Origin of the sequence: Methylobacterium sp. J-076 (assembly GCF_022829405.1) — a bacterium.
Taxonomy (GTDB): domain Bacteria; phylum Pseudomonadota; class Alphaproteobacteria; order Rhizobiales; family Beijerinckiaceae; genus Methylobacterium.
Window position 1 is genome coordinate 88,690 of sequence record NZ_JAKSXW010000115.1, and the last position, 17,918, is coordinate 106,607.

Genomic DNA, 17,918 nt, shown 5'->3' on the forward strand with positions numbered 1-17,918 from the left:
TCATGATCGCCGTCACCCATCTCCTCGGCGCCGGCCACCTGACCCGCGCCGCCGCCCTGGCCCGCGCCTTCGCGGCGGCGGGCCACGAGGCCGTGCTGGTGTCGGGCGGGCGGCCGGCGCCGCTGGTGCGCCTCGACGGCGTGCGCCTCGTGCAGCTCCCGCCCCTGCGGATCGAAGGGATCGACTTTACCCGGCTGATCGGCCCCGACGGCGGACCGGCGGACGGGGAGACCCTGGCCGCCCGCCGGGCGCTCCTCCTCGACACCCTCGCCGCCCTCGCGCCGGACGCGGTGATCACCGAGCTGTTCCCCTTCGGCCGTCGCGGGCTCGCGAAGGAGTTCCTGGCCCTGGTGGAGGCGGCCCGCGCCCGACCGGAGCGACCGCTGATCCTGGCCTCGGTGCGCGACATCCTCGTGCCCCCCGACCGCCCGGCCAAGGTGGACGAGGCCCATGCCCGGGTGGCGGCGCTCTACGACGCCGTCCTCGTCCACGGCGACCCCGCCCTCGTGCCCCTGGACGCCTCCTGGCCCGTCGATGCCCGGATCGCCGGCAAGCTCCGCTACACCGGCTATGTGGACGAGGGCGGCCCGCACCCGGCCCCCGCCCGGCGGGACGGCATCCTCGTCGCGGCCGGATCGAGCGCGGCGGGGCTCGGCCTGTTCCGCGCCGCGGCCGGGGCGGCCCGGCGTCGGCCCGACCTCGGCTGGCGGCTGCTCGTCGGCCACGGCATCCCCGACGATACCCTCGCCGCCCTGTCGGCCGACCTGCCCCCCGGAACGGTGATGCGGGCACGGGCGGATTACCGCGACCTCCTGGCCGCCGCATCCGTCTCGGTGAGCCAGTGCGGCTACAATACCGCCCTGGACCTGCTGGTGACGGGAACCCCCGCGATCCTGGTGCCCTTCGAGGCGGGCCGCGAGACGGAACAGCGCCTGCGCGCGGAACGCCTCGCCGCCCTCGGCCTCGCCCGGATCGTGCCGGAGGCCGCGCTCTCGCCGGACACGCTCCTGGCCGCGGCGCTCGACGCCGTGGACGGCGTGCCCCCCTCGTCTCCCCGCCCGTGGGGAGGGGGCCCGGGCGGCCCCGGCCTCGCCCTCGACGGCTGCACCCGCACCGTCGCCATCGTCGAGGAGATGCGGCGGGCGCAGGGCGGCGACGGCTTCATGCGGCTTCGCGCGGCCCTGGACCGCGCCGCGGCGGCCGGGCGCGCCGTCCCCCTGTGGTGGCGCGACGACGATGCCGTGGCCGCCACGCCCGCCCTCGATCGCCTGCTCTCCTTGGCCGGGGGGCGCCCGATCCTGATCGCCGCCATTCCGGCGGGTGTCGACCCCTCCCTCGGCCGACGCCTCGCGGGCGAGCCCGGCGTCAGCCTCGCGGTGCACGGCCTCGCCCACGCCAACCACGCCCCTCCGGGCGAGAAGCCCGCCGAGTTCGGCCCGCACCGTCCGCTGGCCACCCTGCGCGAGGACGCGCGCACGGCCCTCGCGCTCGCCCGAGGCCATCTGCCGGGCGACAGGCTCCTGCCGGTCTTCGTGCCGCCCTGGAACAGGATCGCCCCCGATCTCGCCGAAGCCCTGCCCGCCCTCGGCTACGCGGGCCTGTCGGCCGCGGGCGGGGGCCCGGTCGCCGGGCTCGCCCGCGCCGACGCGGCGCTCGACGTGATCGACTGGCGCGGCACCCGCTCCCTGCGCGACCCCGAGGCGCTGCTGTCCGCCCTCGCCGACCATGCGGAGGGCGGATCGGACCGGCCGCTCGGCCTCCTCACCCACCACCTCGCCCATGACGGGGCGGTGTGGGCATTCCTCGCCCGCCTCCTGCCCCTCCTCGACCACCCGGCGGTGGAGTGGCGGGACCCGCGCGACCTGTTCGCCCCGGCGGTGGACGGGCGGGCGCGGGCGCCTATCTCCGTGCGGGCCGAACGCGCGAGGGCCGGTTGAGCGCGCTGCTGTCGATCCGCGACCTCGCCGTCGCCTTCCGCACCGAGACGGGCCGGTTCGAGGCCCTGCACGGCCTGTCCCTCGACATCCCCCGGGGCCGCACCCTGGCCCTCGTCGGCGAATCGGGGTCGGGCAAATCCGTCACCGCCCAGGCGATCCTGCGGATCCTGCCGCGCTCGGCCGAGATCACCCGCGGGCAGATGCTGTTCGACGGCGGCGAGGGGCCGGTCGACCTCGCCCGTCTGCCCGAGGACGGGTCGGCGATCCGCGCCATCCGCGGCCAGCGGATCGCGATGATCTTCCAGGAGCCCATGACCTGCCTGTCGCCCCTGCACACGGTGGGCGACCAGATCGGCGAGGCGTTGCGCATCCACACGGGCGCCGACCGGCGGGAGGCCGACGCACGGACGATGGAGGCCCTGGCCCGGGTCGGCTTCCCCGATCCCGAGCGGGCACTGCGGACGTATCCGTTCGAACTGTCCGGCGGCCTGCGCCAGCGGGCGATGATCGCCATGGCGCTGATCATGCGCCCGGCCCTGCTGGTGGCCGACGAGCCGACCACCGCCCTCGACGTCACCACCCAGGCGCAGATCCTCGCCCTCCTCGGCCGGTTGCAGGACGAGACCGGCATGGCGATCCTGCTCATCACCCACGACCTCGGCGTGGTGGCCAACATCGCCCACGACGTCGCGGTGCTGTACCGGGGCCGGCTGGTGGAATCCGGCCCCAAGGCCGAGGTGATGCGGCGGCCGGGCCACGCCTACCTGAAGGCGCTGATCGAGGCGGTGCCGCGCTTCGACATGGCGCCGGGCGAGCGCCTGACGCCGATCCGCCCCGCCCGGGCGACGATCCCGCCCGCCCGGGAGGCGCCGCGCCTCTCGGGCCCGGTGCTGCGGGTGGAGGGCATCAGCAAGGCGTTCACGCTGCGCGCCGGCCGCCTGTTCGCCAAGCCGCGGATCGTGCAGGCGGTGTCGGACGTGTCGCTGACCCTGGAGGGTGGGCGCACCCTCGGCCTCGTCGGCGAATCGGGCTCGGGCAAGACCACCGTGTCGAAGATGATCATGCGGGCGCTGCCCCCGGATACGGGCCGCATCCTGTTCGACGGCGGCGCCGGCCCGCAGGACGTCCACGGTCTCTCGGGGGACGCCCTCTTCGCCTACCGCCGCAACGTCCAGTTCGTCTTCCAGGACCCCTACGCCTCCCTCGATCCGCGCATGACCGTGCGGCAGATCCTGGCCGAGCCGATGGAGATCCACGGCGTGCCGCAGGCCGCACGCCGGGAGCGGTGCCGCGAGTTGATCGCGATGGTGGGCCTGGAGGCGTCGGCGCTGTCGCGCTACCCGCACGCCTTCTCCGGCGGCCAGCGCCAGCGCATCGGCATCGCCCGGGCGCTCAGCCTGGAGCCGAAGCTCCTCGTGCTGGACGAGCCGGTATCCGCCCTCGACGTCTCGGTGCAGGCGCAGATCCTCAACCTGCTGAAGGACCTGCAGGCGGCGCTCGGCCTCTCCTACCTCATCGTCTCCCACAACCTGGCGGTGGTGGACTACATGGCCGACACGATCAGCGTGATGTGCCGGGGGCGGATCGTGGAGGAGGCGGACCGGGCGGCGCTGTTCCGGCGGCCGGTCCACCCCTACACCCAGGCCCTGCTGGCCGCGGTGCCCGACCCGAGCCTCGACCATCCCCTCGATTTCGCCAAGGTGACAGGCGAAGCCTCGGACCCCGCCCGCTGGCCTGAGCCGTTCCGCCTCGCCCCCGAGGAAGCCGGCACCATGGTGGAGATCGAGGCCGGCCACCGGGTCCGCCACGGCGCCCTCGCGACACAGAAGGCCGCCTGATGCAGCCCCGCCCCCCCGTCGTCCTCGAACGCCTGCGCCGGAAGGTGCTCGGCCCCCTGTTCGATCGCCTCGGCTACGACCTCGTCCCCGCCGCCCCGGACTGGAGCCACCGGCCGACCTCGCCCCGGGAGGTGGAACGCCTCCTCGATGCCGCCGCCAGGGCCCTCGAGGCGGACCTGCATGCCGCCGGCCTCGCGCCGCGGGAGGACATCCGCGCCCTGTGCGAGACCTTCTGGGAGCTGATCCCCACCGCGCCTGTCCGCCAGCGCCGGGGGGGCAGCGGCTTCAACGGCGCGTTGCAACTCTACGTGGCGATGCGGGTCCTGCGTCCCGGCTTCGTCGTGGAATCCGGCGTGTTCCGGGGGCTGACGACCTGGGTCATCCGGCAGGCCTGCCCGGAGGTGCGCCTGTTCTGCCACGACCCCGACCTGTCAGGCCTCCAGTATCGCGACCCGGAGGCTCGCTACAGCCGGCAGGACTGGTCCTACGCGGATTGGTCGATGCTCGATCCGGCCGACACGGTGGCCTTCTTCGACGACCACGTCTCCCAGGCCCGGCGGGTGGTGGAGGCCCATGTCCGGGGTCTCACGCGCCTGCTGTTCGATGACGACGCGGCGGCCCACCGCATCCACGCCCATGGCGGCCCGGCGCACCCGACCATCGCGATGATCACCGCCCTCGACGGCGCTCCCGAGCCGATCCGCTGGACCCGCAACGGCCGTCCGTTCGAGCAACCCGCCGGAGACGCCGAGGCCCAGCAGGCGGCGGACCTCATCGCCCGCTCCCACGCCTTCGACGACATGCACCGGGCGACGGGCTACTCCCCGGCCCGGCTCACCTATGTGGAGTTGCACGGGGGCGGGTCGTGACCGGCGGGGGGAGGGCGAAGGGGGGTTCGCTTCGGCATGGTGGGCGCGGCGGCGGTCGAACCGATGCGGCGCGCGGGGCGATGACACTCCCTCCCCCCTCTGCGGCGGAGGGTGGCCCCCGAAGGGGGTCGGGAGAGGGGAGCGCCGCCGCAGGAAGCGGCATGCCGCGCGACACCTCTGGCCCCCTCGCTCCCCTCTCCCCCCCGGCTGCGCAGGGTACCCTCCCCCGCAGGGGGTGGAGGGAGGGGCCCGAGGTCTCCCGCCGCGCCTTGCTCGCCGGCCTCGCCGCCGCCACCCTCCTCCCCCGCCGCGCCCTCGCGGAGGACGCCCCCGCCCCGCCCGCGACGCCCCTCGTCGCCGACCTCGCCGCCCACGGCCGCCGCCTCGGGCGGGCCGGGGGGACGATCCGCACGCTGATCGCCAAGGCCCGGGACGTCCGCTACCTCTCGGTCTACGGCTATACGCGCCTCGTCGGGTACGACGCCGCGCTGACCCTCCAGCCCGATGTGCTGGAGCGGATCGAGGTCGAGGGCGGCCGGTTCACCTTCACCCTGCGGGACGGGCACCGCTGGTCGGACGGACAGCCATTCACCACCGAGGATTTCCGCTATTACTGGGAGGATGTCGCCAATCAGAAGGAGCTGAGCCCGGAAGGCCCGCCCGCCTTCTTCCTGGTGGACGGCAAGCCGCCCCAGGTCTCCTTCCCGGATGCGCGGACCGTCCGCTACGTCTGGGACAGGCCGAACCCGATGTTCCTGCCGGCCCTGGCCGCCCCGCGCGATCCGCTGATCTACCGGCCGGCGCATTACCTCAAGCCGTTCCACCCCCGCTACGTCGGCAAGGAGGCCGCCGAGGCCAAGGCGAAGGCACAGAAGCTGCGCGGCTGGGCCGCCCTCCACAACCGGCTCGACGACAACTACGAGCTGATGAACCCCGACTGCCCGACCCTCCAGGGGTGGGTGCCGCGCACCCGCTCCCCGGCGACGCGGTTCACCTTCGAGCGCAACCGCAGCTATCACCGGGTCGATTCCGCCGGCACGCAGCTCCCGTACATCGACCGCATCGTGATGGACGTCGCCTCCAGCGTCCTTCTGGTCGCCAAGACCAATGCCGGCGAGGCGGACCTGATGTTCCGCGGCCTGACGATGCCCGACATCCCGAGCCTGAAGGAGGGCGAGAAGGCCCACCGCTACCGCACCAACCTCTGGCCGGTGGCCCGGGGCTCGGAAGTGGCCCTCTACCCGAACCTGACCACACTGGACCCCGTCTTCCGCGCCCTCAACCGGGACATCCGCTTCCGCCACGCCCTGTCGCTGGCCATGGACCGGCGGACGCTGAACAACACGCTGCTCTTCGGCCTCGGCACCGAGGGCAACGACACCGTGGTCAGCGATTCGCCCCTCTACTCGCCTGAATTGCGCACCCTGAACGCCGGCTACGACCCGGCGCAGGCGAACCGCCTCCTCGACGAGGTCGGGCTCGCGCGCCGCGACGGGTCCGGCATCCGCATCATGCCCGATGACCGCCCCCTCGAGATCGTGGTGGAGAGCGACGGCGAGGCCGGCGAGATCCTCGACGCCCTGACCCTCATCGCCGAGTTCTGGCGGGAGGTGGGGATCCGCCTCCTCACCAAGCCGCAGGAACGCACCAACCTGCGCCGCCGCTCCGTGGGCGGGCTGACGGTGATGGTGGCGGCCCAGGGTCTCGACAACGCGGTGCCCACCGCCATCATGCCGCCGACCGAGCTGAGCCCCGCCCAGCCGGACCATTATGCCTGGCCGCGCTGGTCGATGAACGTGGACAGCCACGGCCGCAGCGGCGAGGCCTGCGACGTGCCGGAGGTGCAGCGCCTCCTCGACCTCGACCGGCAGTGGCGCGCCACGGACGACGCCGCCCGGCAGGCCGCGATCTGGCGCGAGATGCTGATGAACCACGCGCGCAACACGTGGGTGATCGGCACCGTGGCGGGCGCCCTCCAGCCGGTCGTCACCGCCGACCGCCTCGTCAACCTGCCGGCGAAGGCCCTCTATTCCTGGGAGCCCACCGCCATGATCGGCGTCCAACGGCTGGACGAGATGTTCTGGGACGGCGCCGCCGACGACAGGGCCGAGGCACGATGATCGTCCAGGTCCTCCGGCGCCTCGTCACCATGGCGGTCACGCTGCTGATCATCTCCGCCCTGGTCTTCTTCGTCATCAAGCTCCCCCCGGGGGACTATCTGACGAACCGCATCATGGAACTGCGCGCCACCGGCGAGGCCAGCTCGGTGGCGAAGGCCGAACTGCTGATCCGGCAATACGGCCTCGACCGGCCGGTCTGGGAGCAATACCTAATCTGGGTCGGGCTGATGCCGGGGCCGGTGGGATTCTCCGGGCTGCTGCAGGGGGATTGGGGCTGGTCGTTCGAGTACGACAAGCCGGTGGCCGACGTGGTCGGCGACGCCCTGTGGCTCACGCTGCTGGTCAACGTGACGGCGGTGATCTTCGTCCACCTCGTGGCGATCCCGGCGGCGATCTACTCGGCGACGCACCGGCACACGATCGGGGACGCGGTGGTCACCGTGCTCGGCTATGTCGGGCTCGCCGTGCCGGGCTTCCTGCTGGCGCTGATCATGCTGTTCTACGCCAACCGCTGGTTCGGCCTCTCCATCGGCGGGCTCTACGATGCCTCCCTCACCAACCGGCCCTGGGACGGGGAGAAGCTCCGCTCGCTCGCCGCCCACCTCGTGGTCCCGACCCTGGTGATCGGGTTGGGGGGCACGGCGGCGATGATCCGCCGGATGCGGGCCAACCTCCTGGACGAACTCGCCAAACCCTACACGGTCACCGCCCGCGCCAAGGGGCTCCCGCCGACCCGGGCGCTGCTGAAATATCCGTTCCGCATGTCGCTGAACCCGTTCGTGGCCGATATCGGCAACCTGCTGCCGCACCTCGTCTCGGGCTCGGTGCTGGTCTCGCTGGTGCTGAGCCTGCCGACCGTGGGGCCGCTGCTGCTCGAATCCCTGCGCAACCAGGACCAGTTCATGGCGGGCTTCATCCTGATGTTCGTCGCCGCCCTGACCCTCGTCGGCATGCTGATCTCCGACCTCACCCTCGTCTGGCTCGACCCGCGCATCCGCATGGGCCAGCGATGAGCGGCCTGACCGAGAGCCGGCACTTCGTCGATCCGGCGCCCTTCGCCCCCGACGAGCGGGGCGATACCCCGGCCGGCTCGGCCTCCGCGTGGCGTCTGATCGCCCGGAAGTTCCTGCGCCACCGGCTCGCCGTCGCCTTCGCGCTGGTCCTGCTCTTCCTCTACGCCCTGATCCCGTTCGTGGAGATGATCGCCCCCTACGGGCAGGCCCGGCGGGACGGCGACTTCCTCTACGCACCGCCGCAGGGCGTCCACATGATCCATGAGGGGCGCTTCATCGGCCCCTTCGTCTACCCGTACCGGTCGCACCTCGACCTCGACACGTTCCGCCGGGACTACCGCACCGACACGGGCCGGCCCCAGCCCCTGCGCTTCCTCTGCCGGAGCGACGGCTACGACTGGCTCGGGCTGGTCCATACCGACCTTCACCTCGTCTGCCCGCCGGAGGGGGGCACCCTGTTCCTCCTCGGCACCGACCGGCTCGGGCGGGACCAGTTCTCGCGGATCGTCTACGGCACCCGGGTGTCGCTCACGATCGGCCTCGTGGGGGTGGCGATCTCCTTCACCCTCGGGCTGCTGTTCGGCGGCATCGCCGGGTATTTCGGCGGCGTGACCGACGCCGCCGTCCAGCGCCTCATCGAGATCGTCCGGTCGATCCCGGAACTGCCCCTGTGGCTCGCCCTGTCGGCGGCCCTTCCGGCGAACTGGAGCCCGCTCCTCGTGTTCTTCGGGATCACGGTGATCCTCGGCCTGCTCGACTGGCCCGGCCTCGCCCGGGCGGTGCGCGGCAAGCTCCTCGCCCTGCGGGAGGAGGATTTCGTGCAGGCGGCGGAGCTGATGGGCGCTTCCCCGGCGCGGCTCATCGGCCGGCACCTGATCCCCAATTTCATGAGCCACCTGATCGCCTCGGCGACCCTGTCGATCCCGACGATGATCCTGGGCGAGACGGCCCTGTCCTTCCTCGGCCTCGGCCTGCGCCCCCCGGTGACGAGTTGGGGCGTGCTCCTGAACCAGGCGCAGAACCTCGCCGCGGTGCAGCTCTACCCGTGGTTGCTCCTGCCGGTGGTGCCGGTGCTGGTGACGGTGCTGGCCTTCAACTTCGTCGGCGACGGGCTGCGCGACGCGGCCGACCCTTACAATTAGGGTTTCAGCGAATAGGGAGTAGCGAATAGCGAATAGTGAGGCGTGGCAGATGGGCGAGCGAGATTTCGCAAATCCTTCCCCCTATTCGCTATTCGCTACTCCCTATTCGCTTCCTCACCCCGCCAGCGGCAGGGGCGCGATCCGGGTCGGCGCCGCCACGTTCTTGCGCTCCGGCTGGCCGGGCGGGGGAACCGGTGCCGTGATCGTGCAGACGACGCCCGCCGGCTCGTAGGAAAGGGTCACCTCCCCCGCCAGCTCCCGGGCGAGGCTGCGCTCGATCAGGCGCGAGCCGAAGCCGGTGCGCGTCGGCTTCTTCACCGGCGGGCCGCCGCTCTCGCGCCAGCACAGCGTGAGCTGCGTCTCCTCCCCGCGGCGCACGGCCCATTCGATGGAGACCCGCCCGGCCTCGTTGGAGAGGGCGCCGTACTTCACCGCGTTGGTCCCGAGTTCGTGCAGCGCCATGGCGATGGAGAGGGCGAGGCGGGGCGGCAGCCGGAATGCCGGCCCGGTGACTGTGAAGCGCGACGGCACGTCGTCGGCCGTGTCGAGGGGGCGGATCGCGTCCGCGACCACGGCCGACAGCTCGGCCCCGTCCCAGCTCTCCTTGGTGAGCACGTCGTGGACCCGCGCGAGCGCCAGAAGCCGCGCCTCGAAGGCGGCGCGGGCGGCCTCCGCCTCCGGCCCGTCGAGGCCGCGCAGGGACTGGGCGGCGATGGACTGCACCGTCGCCAGGGTGTTCTTCACCCGGTGGTTCAGCTCGTGGATCAGCAGGAGCAGATGCTCCTCCGCGAGCTTGGCGTCGGTGATGTCGACGTTGCAGCCGGTGTAGCCGAGGAAGCGCTGGCCGTCGTCCAGGCGCGGCACGCCCTCGCAGCGGAGCCACCGCACCGCCCCCGTCCGGTCGATGATGCGGGTCTCGGTGCGGAACGGCCCCCGGGCCGCGAAGGCATCCTCGAAGATCCCGCGGAACCCGTCCAGGTCGTCCGGGTGGATGATCCGCTCCCAGCCCGCATCGGCGAGGGCGGCGGCGGGCATGCCGAACAGATGGTCGAAATGCAGGTTGGCGAAGCTCACCGCGCCGGTCTCGTCGGTCATCCAGATCAGGGCCGGGGCCGAATCCGCCATGTGGCGGAACCGGGCCTCGCTCTCCTTCAGGGCCGAGAGGCCGAGGCGCGTCTCCTCCAGGGCGCGGTCGCGCTCCTCCTCGCGGGTGCGGATCCGCAGGGACGCGTCCGAGAGGACGGTCGCGAGCCGCTGGATCTCGTGGACGGGCGAGGCCACCCGGGGGATCGCCTCGCCCCGCGCCAGCGCCGGCCCGGAGGCGGCCAGCTGCCGCAGGGGGCGGGTCACGCGGGACCACAGGCTCACTGCCAGCACCGACGAGGTGGCGAGCACGAGCAGGCCGAACCCGGCGAAGGCCCAGATCCACCGGCGCACCCGGGCATCGACGAGGGTCTGCGGGATGCTGGTGGCGACGGTCCACCCGGTGAGGCGCGAGCGCGTCTCGACCACCGCGACGGGCCGGCGCTGCCGGTCCAACCCCTCCCAGACGCCGGGCGTCCCGGTCTGGCTCTGGCGCAGCGTCGCGAGGCGCGGGCGGCCGACCACCGTCGCGGGGTCCGGCAGCCGCGCCAGGACGAGGCCGTTGCGGTCGGAGATGCCGGTGGTCCAGCCCTGCACGACCTCCCGCGCCAGGATGCCCTGCAGCCGCGACAGGGGCACCGTGAAGCTGAGGATGTAGGCGACCTCGCCATCGACCACCACCGGCACGCCCACGGCGTAGCTGGCATCGTCCGAACTCATCGCCGGGACGTAGCCGCTGACCAGGGCCCGGACCTGCCCCTTGCCCAGCTCCGCATCGATCGGCAGCGGCGCCACCGGCAGGGGCGCCCCGCGCGGCACGCCCGTGTTGACCAGTTCCTGCCCGTTGGGCCGGCGCAGGAGCACGTCGAGGTCGAGGGAGCTGCGCACGAGGCGCGCCTGCGAGTCGAAGGCCGAGAAGTCGCCGTCGCGCAGGCGGGGCGAGGTCGCCAGCGTCTGGAGGACGGAGACGAGGCCGGCCACGTCCCGGTCGAGGGACAGGCTGATGCCGCGCACGTTCTCCCGGGCGTCCTGCTCGAACCGCGCCCGCTCGGCGGAGGCGTAGCGCATCAGCAGGATCGCGGTGAACAGCAGGCCGGGGCCGATCAGCGCCACCACCAGCGCCACCAGATAGACCTGCGTGGAGAACCCGTTGCGGCCGAACCGGCGGAGGCGGCGGGAGAACCACGAACGCCGCGGGGGCGGCCCCGCCAGGAGCGGGCCGTGCTCTCGGTCGTCTCGCAAGCTCACCGGCAGGTCGCTCCGGGGGAATTCCAGCGGCCACGGCGCATGTGCGCGTTCGGGACCATCGTCACCTGTCGATATGGCCGAGATCGCGGCCGGGATCGAGCCTGTCGCGAACCCGCTGCTTCAGGGCCTTCACGTCGGGGAAGCCGCCGTCGCGGACCCTTTCCCACAGGAGAGCGTCCCCGGCCTCGATCCGGAAGGCGCCGCCCGTCGCCGGGATGAGCGCCACCTCGGCGAGGTCGTCCTTGAAGGTCGAAAGGAGTTCCTGCGCCATCCAGGCGGCCCGAAGGAGCCAGTTGCACTGGACGCAATAGGTGATCGCCACCCGGAGCCGCTCAGACGCGACCTCCGCGGCGGCCTCCCCCGGAACCGGACCCGCTTTCGCCTCTCCCATGGCCGCACAGCGCACCCGTGGGCGAGGAAAGTCAACCGCGGCCCGCAATCCGTCACGGGGCGGGTTGACGGCGCGGGGGCGACGGCCCTAGAAGCCCCACATCCGGTCGCGGGGCGGTGCATTGCCTGCCCCCGCGCAGCGCTTGCGTGCCGCGCAGGCTGCGGAACGGACGGTTAGCACAGCGGTAGTGCGTTCCCTTCACACGGGAAAGGTCGCAGGTTCGATCCCTGCACCGTCCACCATCTCCCTCCCCGCCGGAAACACCCCCAACCTACGGTTTGCCGTGCCGAAGGCCCGTGCTAAGGGCGCTTCGACAGCACACGCTCAAGATCGATCCGGGCTTAACCGGGCGGCTTGGCAGGCCAGGGGCGGATTACGACCATGAAGGACATCCTCGACAAGCTCGCCGAGCGCCGGGACCAGGCGCGCCTCGGCGGTGGCGAGAAGCGTGTCGAGGCCCAGCACAAGCGCGGCAAGCTCACGGCGCGGGAGCGCATCGAACTCCTCCTCGACCACGGGTCGTTCGAGGAGTTCGACATGTTCGTGCAGCACCGCTCCACCGATTTCGGCATGGAGAACCAGAAGATCCCCGGCGACGGCGTCGTCACCGGCTGGGGCACCATCAACGGCCGGACGGTCTTCCTCTTCTCCAAGGACTTCACGGTGTTCGGCGGCTCGCTCTCCGAGACGCACGCCGCCAAGATCGTGAAGGTGCAGGACATGGCGCTGAAGATGCGCGCCCCGATCATCGGCATCTTCGATGCCGGCGGCGCGCGCATCCAGGAGGGCGTGGCGGCGCTCGGCGGCTACGGCGAGGTGTTCCGCCGCAACGTCATGGCCTCGGGCGTGATCCCGCAGATCTCGGTGATCATGGGCCCCTGCGCGGGCGGCGACGTCTACTCGCCGGCCATGACCGACTTCATCTTCATGGTCCGCGACACGAGCTACATGTTCGTGACAGGCCCCGACGTGGTGAAGACCGTCACCAACGAGGTCGTCACCGCCGAGGAACTCGGCGGCGCCAAGGTCCACACCTCGAAATCCTCCATCGCGGACGGCGCGTTCGAGAACGATGTGGAGGCGATCCTCCAGATCCGTCGCCTGCTCGATTTCCTGCCCTCGAACAACATCGAGGGCGTGCCGGAGATCGAGAGCTTCGACGACGTGGACCGCCTGGACATGTCGCTCGACACGCTGATCCCCGACAACCCGAACAAGCCCTACGACATGGGCGAGCTGATCCGCCGGGTGGTGGACGAGGGCGATTTCTTCGAAATCCAGGCCGCCTACGCCCGCAACATCATGACGGGGTTCGGGCGGATCGAGGGGCGCACCGTGGGCTTCGTCGCCAACCAGCCGATGGTGCTGGCGGGCGTGCTCGATTCCGACGCCTCGCGGAAGGCGGCCCGCTTCGTGCGCTACTGCAACGCCTTCTCGATCCCGATCGTGACCTTCGTCGACGTGCCGGGCTTCCTGCCGGGCACGGCGCAGGAATACGGCGGCCTCATCAAGCACGGCGCCAAGCTGCTCTTCGCCTACAGCCAAGCCACCGTCCCGCTGGTGACGATCATCACCCGAAAGGCCTTCGGCGGCGCCTACGACGTCATGGCCTCCAAGCATGTCGGGGCGGACCTCAACTATGCGTGGCCGACGGCACAGATCGCGGTGATGGGCGCCAAAGGCGCGGTGGAGATCATCTTCCGCAACGAGCTCGGCGACCCGGACAAGATCGCCGCCCGCACCGCCGAATACGAAGGCCGCTTCCTCTCGCCGTTCGTGGCCGCCGAGCGCGGCTACATCGACGAGGTGATCATGCCCCACTCCACCCGCAAGCGGATCGCCCGGGCGCTGGGGATGCTCCGCACGAAGGAGATGGAGCAGCCCTGGAAGAAGCACGACAACATCCCGCTGTAAGCGGGAGGGGCGTCAGCTCTTGTCGCTGTGCTCGATCACCGCGCACAGCGTCAGGGGGCCCTTGTCGGGCGAGACCATCGTCGAACAGGTCACCAGGGCACCGCCGAGGTCCACGTTGCTGTGGCGCATGCGGGACGCCGTCTCCTTGGCCTTGTGGGCGGCCTCGGTGATCGTCGTGGCATCGATGCCCGTCACGGCGTGGCCGGCCTTGCCGAAGGTCGTGAAGTACGCCTCCGGCGGGTTCGCGCCCCGGTACTGGGCGCCCACCGAGGACAACGCCGGCGCCCCACAGGCAAGACTCAGGGTCATGTCGGGGCCGGCGGTGAAGGTGGCGTAGTCGGCCCGGGTCTGGTCGGCCTTGGCCCCGGTCTCGGTCACGACTCTGGAGGCCAGGGTCTCGCATTCGTCCGCCCGGGCGGAGCCGGCCGCGAGGCAGAGGATCGGGAGGAGAAGGATCGCGCGCATGCGGTCCATCTAGCGCGCGCCGCGCGAAAGGGGATGGATGCGACCGCGCAGGCCCCTGCCCTCCCCGCCGCCTCCACCGTCCTTGCGAGCGCAGCGAAGAAACTCAGGGCGGCGCCCCCTTCGGAAGCGGTGGCGGATCCCTGGGTTGCTTCGCTCCGCTCGCAAGGACGGCGGTGGGGATGGGAGCGGATGCGGGCGACCCACACCGTCGCCCCCACCCGCGACGTCATCGCGAGCGCAGCGAAGCAACCCAGGGCGGCGCCACCTTCGGACGCCGTGGCGGATCCCTGGATTGCTTCGCTCCGCTCGCAAGGACGGCGGTGGGAATGGCAGCATATGCGGGCGACCCACACCGTCGCCCCTACCCGCGACGTCATTGCGAGCGGAGCGAAGCAATCCAGGGCGCGACGTGTCCGGAAAAGGCGGTGCCGACTGGATCGCCCGGCTGCGCTCGCGAGGACGGGTTCGGTGATCGGCCCGTCAGGCCGAGGTGGCCTCCGGCGCGGATCGTCCCAGCTCCACCAGCACGATCTCCGGCGGTACGCCGAACCGGACGGGGATGCGGCTGACGCCGAACCCGCCCGAGACGATGAGGTGCCGGTCGCCGATGGTGCAGTGCCCGTAGGAGAGGTCGTGCCCGGCGATGCGGCGGATGGCCGGGGAGCGGCCGAACAGGCGGATCTGGCCGCCATGGGTGTGGCCAGACAGGGTGAGCGCCACCCGCGACGGCACCTCCGGGAAGATGTGCGGCTCGTGCGCCATCAGGATGACCGGCGCGTCGTCGGTGACCTTCGCCAGGGTCCCCGGCAGGTCATCGACCCCCTCCAGCCGGCCCTTGAACGGTTCCTGGTCGCCGAGCCCGGCGAGCCAGAACGGCTTTCCGTCCCGGGCGAGGCGGAGCACGTCGTTCTCCAGCACCGGGATGCCCCTCGCCTCGAGGAGCCGGCGCACCTGGGGCGTGCCGCCGAGGGTGGCCTGGGTGTGGTGATCGTCCCACCAATCGTGGTTGCCGAGGATCGAGTACGTCCCCAGCGGCGCGCGCAGGCCCTCGGCCAGCCGGGCGAAATCCGCGAGGGGCAGCCGGCTCCATGCCACTTCGCCGGCCGGGTAGTCCCCGAGCATCAGGATGAGGTCGGGGCGCAGGGCGTTGGTGGCATCCACGATCTCCGCCACCCGGTCGAAGGGCATGAACGGCTCGCAGACGTGGAAATCGGCCAGCACGGCGATGCGCAGGGCGGGGCCGTCCGCCCAACCGGGCAGCGCGGGGGCGTAGCGCGTCACGACGAGGCGGTGCAGGGGCTCGACGCCGAAGCCGTAGACGCCCGTCGCCCCCACGACGCCCGCCGCCGCCCCGAGGCCGGTGAGCACCTGACGCCGGCTCGGCAGGATCAGCATGATCGTCGGTCGTCCCGTTCCGTCGGGGCCGAAACAGGCCCCGTTCCCCGCGATATACGCAGCCTTCGGTTGACGGCGGCTGAACCGGATCCCTCAAGGTGATGGAAGCTCGGCATGGGCTTCTATAAGGTCTTCCGGGCGACCCGTCCGTGAGAAGCGACACATCCGAGACATGCTGAACCGCCCCCTGCGCATCGGCACCCGTGGCAGCCCGATGGCCCTCGCCCAGACCGGCATGGTCCGCGACCGGATCGTGGCCGCCAATCCCGGCCTGCAGACCGAACTGGTCGTCGTCACCACCGTGGCGGACAAGATCCTCGACCGGCCGCTCTCCGAGATCGGCGGCAAGGGCCTGTTCACCAAGGAACTGGAACAGGCGCTGTTCGCGAACGAGGTGGACGTCGCCGTCCACTCGATGAAGGACGTGGAGACCTGGCTGCCCGAGGGGCTCGCCATCGCCTGCATCCTCGAACGCGACGATCCGCGCGACGCCTTCCTCTCCCCCCATGCCGAGCAGCTGCTGGACCTCCCCGAGGGCGCCCGGGTCGGCACCTCGTCCCTGCGCCGGGCGGCGCAGGTGCTGATGCACCGGCCGGACCTGAAGGTCGTGCCCCTGCGCGGCAATGCGAACACGCGGATGCGCAAGCTCGAAGCCGGCGAGTGCGATGCGACGCTCCTGGCCCTGGCGGGGCTGGAACGCCTCGGCCTGGAGGGGATGGCGCGCAGCATCCTGCCGGTGGAAACCATGCTCCCGGCGGTGGCCCAGGGTGCCCTCGGCATCGAGTCCCGGGCGGACGATGCCGAGATCCGCGCGCTGCTGGCGCCCATCGCCTGCGAGACGACCACCGTGGCCATCTCGGCCGAGCGGGCGCTGCTGGCCGAGCTCGACGGCTCCTGCCGGACGCCCATCGCCGCCCTGGCGCGGATCAAGGGGGACGTCCTCTCCCTCGACGGGCTGCTGTTCCTGCCGGATGGGAGCCGGCATTGGGCCGTCTCCCGCCGGGGGCCGGTGGCGGAGGCCGAGCGCATCGGCCGGGAAGCCGGGGCGGCGCTGAAGGCCGACGCGGGCGAGACCTACACCCGCCACCTCCAATAGGACGGGCGCCGCCGCCCGCTCAGGCGGTCAACGCCTGGGCCGGCAGTGCATCGGTGGCCGGGATCGGCTCCTGGATCAGGGTCCAGTAGCCGGCGGCGGCCACGAGGGCGATCACCGAGGCGGTGACCAGCGCCGGGCCGAAATGCCCGGTGTTCTGGACGATGTAGCCGGTCACCGTCGGGGCGAGCGCCCCGCCGACATAGCCGCCGAAATTCTGCATCGAGCCGATCGAGGCGGTGCAATTGGCCGGCGCGGCCACGGAGGCCATCGCCCAGGCCGCCGAGGTCGAGAGGTAGACCAGAAACAGCGACAGGGAGATGCAGGCGATCGCCACCGTGTCGCTCGGCGTCCAGGCCGCGATCAGCGTGAACAGCGCGGTGAGGCTCAGGGAGCCGGCCATGGGCAGCTTCCGACTCACGATCGGCGAAAGCCCGCGCCGGGCGAGCAGATCCACCACCACCCCGCCGAAGATGCCCCCCGCGACGCCGAAGGCGAAGGGAATGGCGGCCACCCAACCGGTCTTGGCGATGGTGAAGTGGCGTTCGATCTCCAGGTAGCCGGGCAGCCACGCCGTGTAGAGCCACGTGACGTAGATGCTGCCGAAATAGCCGACGATCATCCCCCAGGTGGTGCGGAACCGGAACAGGCGCTTCCAGTCCTCGAGCGTCACCGGCGCGCTCGCCCCCGCCGTGTCGCCCTCGCGCAGGAAGGCGCGCTCGTCCGCGGTCAGTTCCACTTCGGGCGGGTTGCGGAAGACGCCGTAGAAGACGGCGGCGAGCACCAGCCCCACCCCGCCCATGATGACGAACATCGCCCGCCAGCCGAAGATCAGCATCAGCCCGGTGAGCAGCGGCAGGGCGATGAAACTGCCCAGGGACGAGGCGCAGTTCCAGATGCCGGTGGCCGAGCCGCGCTGGCGGATGTTGAACCAGTCGCGGGTGGCCCGGGCGCAGGTCGGAAAATGCGGCGCCTCGCCGATCCCCAGGGCGATCCGGGCGGCGAAGAACTGGGTGAACCCGTTCACCGCGCCGCCGAGCATCTGCCCGAGGGACCACAGGCTCAGCCCCACGGTCAGCGTCAGGCGCGGCCCGAACCGGTCGGCCAAGGCGCCGGCGGGCAATTGCGAGAAGGCGTAGGCCCAGAGGAAGGCCGAGAGCAGCAGCCCCATATCGCCGAGGGACAGCCCGAGTTCCTCGCGGATCAGCGGGTTGGCCACGGCCAGGGTCGCCCGATCGACGTAGTTCAGCACCCCCGCACTCACGAGCAGCACGAGCGACACGATCTGGATGCGTTTGAGGCGCGGCGATGCCGTGCGCATGGATACCCCCCATTCGGAATGGGCGCCGTTGGGCGGCGCTCCGGCGCGTCCGTGACGGCGCGCATGGGGGGAGCATACCGACGGGTGCG

General features: G+C 71.8%; 13 protein-coding genes and 1 tRNA gene. 9 read left to right on the forward strand and 5 right to left on the reverse strand.

The features are described 5' to 3' along the window. The first annotated feature begins 2 nt into the window (after positions 1–2). The 6 genes from MKK53_RS10720 (at position 3) to MKK53_RS10745 (ending at position 8,919) form a co-directional block, all read left to right on the forward strand. The gene (locus MKK53_RS10720) at positions 3–1,937 is read left to right on the forward strand and encodes a glycosyltransferase (protein ID WP_243928751.1); all 1,935 of its coding nucleotides are present in this window, start codon (positions 3–5) and stop codon (positions 1,935–1,937) included. Next, positions 1,934–3,775, forward strand: coding sequence for an ABC transporter ATP-binding protein (locus MKK53_RS10725; RefSeq protein ID WP_243928682.1), 1,842 nt, complete (start codon positions 1,934–1,936; stop codon positions 3,773–3,775). The genes MKK53_RS10720 and MKK53_RS10725 overlap by 4 nt, the downstream gene beginning before the upstream one ends. Beyond that, positions 3,775–4,644, forward strand: a complete 870-nt coding sequence (locus tag MKK53_RS10730) for a hypothetical protein (protein WP_243928683.1) — start codon at positions 3,775–3,777, stop codon at positions 4,642–4,644. Before MKK53_RS10725 ends, MKK53_RS10730 begins: the two co-directional genes overlap by 1 nt. Before the next feature lie 161 nt (positions 4,645–4,805). After that, the gene (locus MKK53_RS10735; protein WP_243928684.1) at positions 4,806–6,764 is read left to right on the forward strand and encodes an ABC transporter substrate-binding protein; all 1,959 of its coding nucleotides are present in this window, start codon (positions 4,806–4,808) and stop codon (positions 6,762–6,764) included. Next, on the forward strand, positions 6,761–7,777 hold the full coding sequence (locus tag MKK53_RS10740; RefSeq protein WP_243928685.1) for an ABC transporter permease: 1,017 nt from the start codon (positions 6,761–6,763) through the stop codon (positions 7,775–7,777). The genes MKK53_RS10735 and MKK53_RS10740 overlap by 4 nt, the downstream gene beginning before the upstream one ends. Further along, positions 7,774–8,919, forward strand: a complete 1,146-nt coding sequence (locus tag MKK53_RS10745) for an ABC transporter permease (protein ID WP_243928686.1) — start codon at positions 7,774–7,776, stop codon at positions 8,917–8,919. Before MKK53_RS10740 ends, MKK53_RS10745 begins: the two co-directional genes overlap by 4 nt. Before the next feature lie 114 nt (positions 8,920–9,033). Here MKK53_RS10745 and MKK53_RS10750 read toward each other — a convergent pair whose 3' ends face one another. Together MKK53_RS10750 and MKK53_RS10755 are read right to left on the reverse strand one after the other, a co-directional pair. Continuing rightward, positions 9,034–11,214, reverse strand: coding sequence for a sensor histidine kinase (locus MKK53_RS10750; protein WP_243928752.1), 2,181 nt, complete (start codon positions 11,212–11,214; stop codon positions 9,034–9,036). A gap of 97 nt (positions 11,215–11,311) precedes the next feature. Further along, the gene (locus MKK53_RS10755) at positions 11,312–11,641 is read right to left on the reverse strand and encodes a SelT/SelW/SelH family protein (protein ID WP_243928687.1); all 330 of its coding nucleotides are present in this window, start codon (positions 11,639–11,641) and stop codon (positions 11,312–11,314) included. 167 nt (positions 11,642–11,808) lie between these two features. Here MKK53_RS10755 and MKK53_RS10760 point away from each other — a divergent pair. Together MKK53_RS10760 and MKK53_RS10765 are read left to right on the forward strand one after the other, a co-directional pair. Next, positions 11,809–11,883 (forward strand) — tRNA-Val (locus tag MKK53_RS10760). Between the two features lie 139 nt (positions 11,884–12,022). Then, positions 12,023–13,555, forward strand: coding sequence for an acyl-CoA carboxylase subunit beta (locus MKK53_RS10765; RefSeq protein WP_243928688.1), 1,533 nt, complete (start codon positions 12,023–12,025; stop codon positions 13,553–13,555). Positions 13,556–13,567: 12 nt separating this feature from the next. On the opposite strand, the gene MKK53_RS10770 is transcribed toward MKK53_RS10765, so the two are convergent. Next, positions 13,568–14,020, reverse strand: a complete 453-nt coding sequence (locus MKK53_RS10770; protein ID WP_243928689.1) for an ABC transporter ATPase — start codon at positions 14,018–14,020, stop codon at positions 13,568–13,570. 480 nt (positions 14,021–14,500) lie between these two features. Then, positions 14,501–15,415, reverse strand: a complete 915-nt coding sequence (locus MKK53_RS10775; protein ID WP_243928690.1) for a metallophosphoesterase — start codon at positions 15,413–15,415, stop codon at positions 14,501–14,503. Between the two features lie 172 nt (positions 15,416–15,587). Between MKK53_RS10775 and hemC the strand changes: the two genes are divergently transcribed. Then, on the forward strand, positions 15,588–16,511 hold the full coding sequence (gene hemC / locus MKK53_RS10780) for a hydroxymethylbilane synthase (protein ID WP_243928691.1): 924 nt from the start codon (positions 15,588–15,590) through the stop codon (positions 16,509–16,511). Positions 16,512–16,530: 19 nt separating this feature from the next. Here hemC and MKK53_RS10785 read toward each other — a convergent pair whose 3' ends face one another. Further along, positions 16,531–17,829 carry an MFS transporter gene (locus MKK53_RS10785; protein WP_243928692.1) on the reverse strand — a complete coding sequence of 433 codons (1,299 nt, stop codon included), beginning with the start codon at positions 17,827–17,829 and terminating at the stop codon, positions 16,531–16,533. Positions 17,830–17,918: the final 89 nt, after the last annotated feature.

Bases quoted from the DNA above. Each gene is read 5' to 3' on its own strand.
- MKK53_RS10785 (WP_243928692.1), bottom strand. From the start codon at position 17,829: ATGCGCACGGCATCGCCGCGCCTCAAACGCATCCAGATCGTGTCGCTC.
- MKK53_RS10720 (WP_243928751.1), top strand. From the start codon at position 3: ATGATCGCCGTCACCCATCTCCTCGGCGCCGGCCACCTGACCCGCGCC.
- MKK53_RS10735 (WP_243928684.1), top strand. From the start codon at position 4,806: ATGCCGCGCGACACCTCTGGCCCCCTCGCTCCCCTCTCCCCCCCGGCT.
- MKK53_RS10745 (WP_243928686.1), top strand. From the start codon at position 7,774: ATGAGCGGCCTGACCGAGAGCCGGCACTTCGTCGATCCGGCGCCCTTC.
- MKK53_RS10775 (WP_243928690.1), bottom strand. From the start codon at position 15,415: ATGCTGATCCTGCCGAGCCGGCGTCAGGTGCTCACCGGCCTCGGGGCG.
- MKK53_RS10730 (WP_243928683.1), top strand. From the start codon at position 3,775: ATGCAGCCCCGCCCCCCCGTCGTCCTCGAACGCCTGCGCCGGAAGGTG.
- MKK53_RS10755 (WP_243928687.1), bottom strand. From the start codon at position 11,641: ATGGGAGAGGCGAAAGCGGGTCCGGTTCCGGGGGAGGCCGCCGCGGAG.
- MKK53_RS10770 (WP_243928689.1), bottom strand. From the start codon at position 14,020: ATGCGCGCGATCCTTCTCCTCCCGATCCTCTGCCTCGCGGCCGGCTCC.
- MKK53_RS10765 (WP_243928688.1), top strand. From the start codon at position 12,023: ATGAAGGACATCCTCGACAAGCTCGCCGAGCGCCGGGACCAGGCGCGC.
- MKK53_RS10740 (WP_243928685.1), top strand. From the start codon at position 6,761: ATGATCGTCCAGGTCCTCCGGCGCCTCGTCACCATGGCGGTCACGCTG.
- hemC (WP_243928691.1), top strand. From the start codon at position 15,588: ATGCTGAACCGCCCCCTGCGCATCGGCACCCGTGGCAGCCCGATGGCC.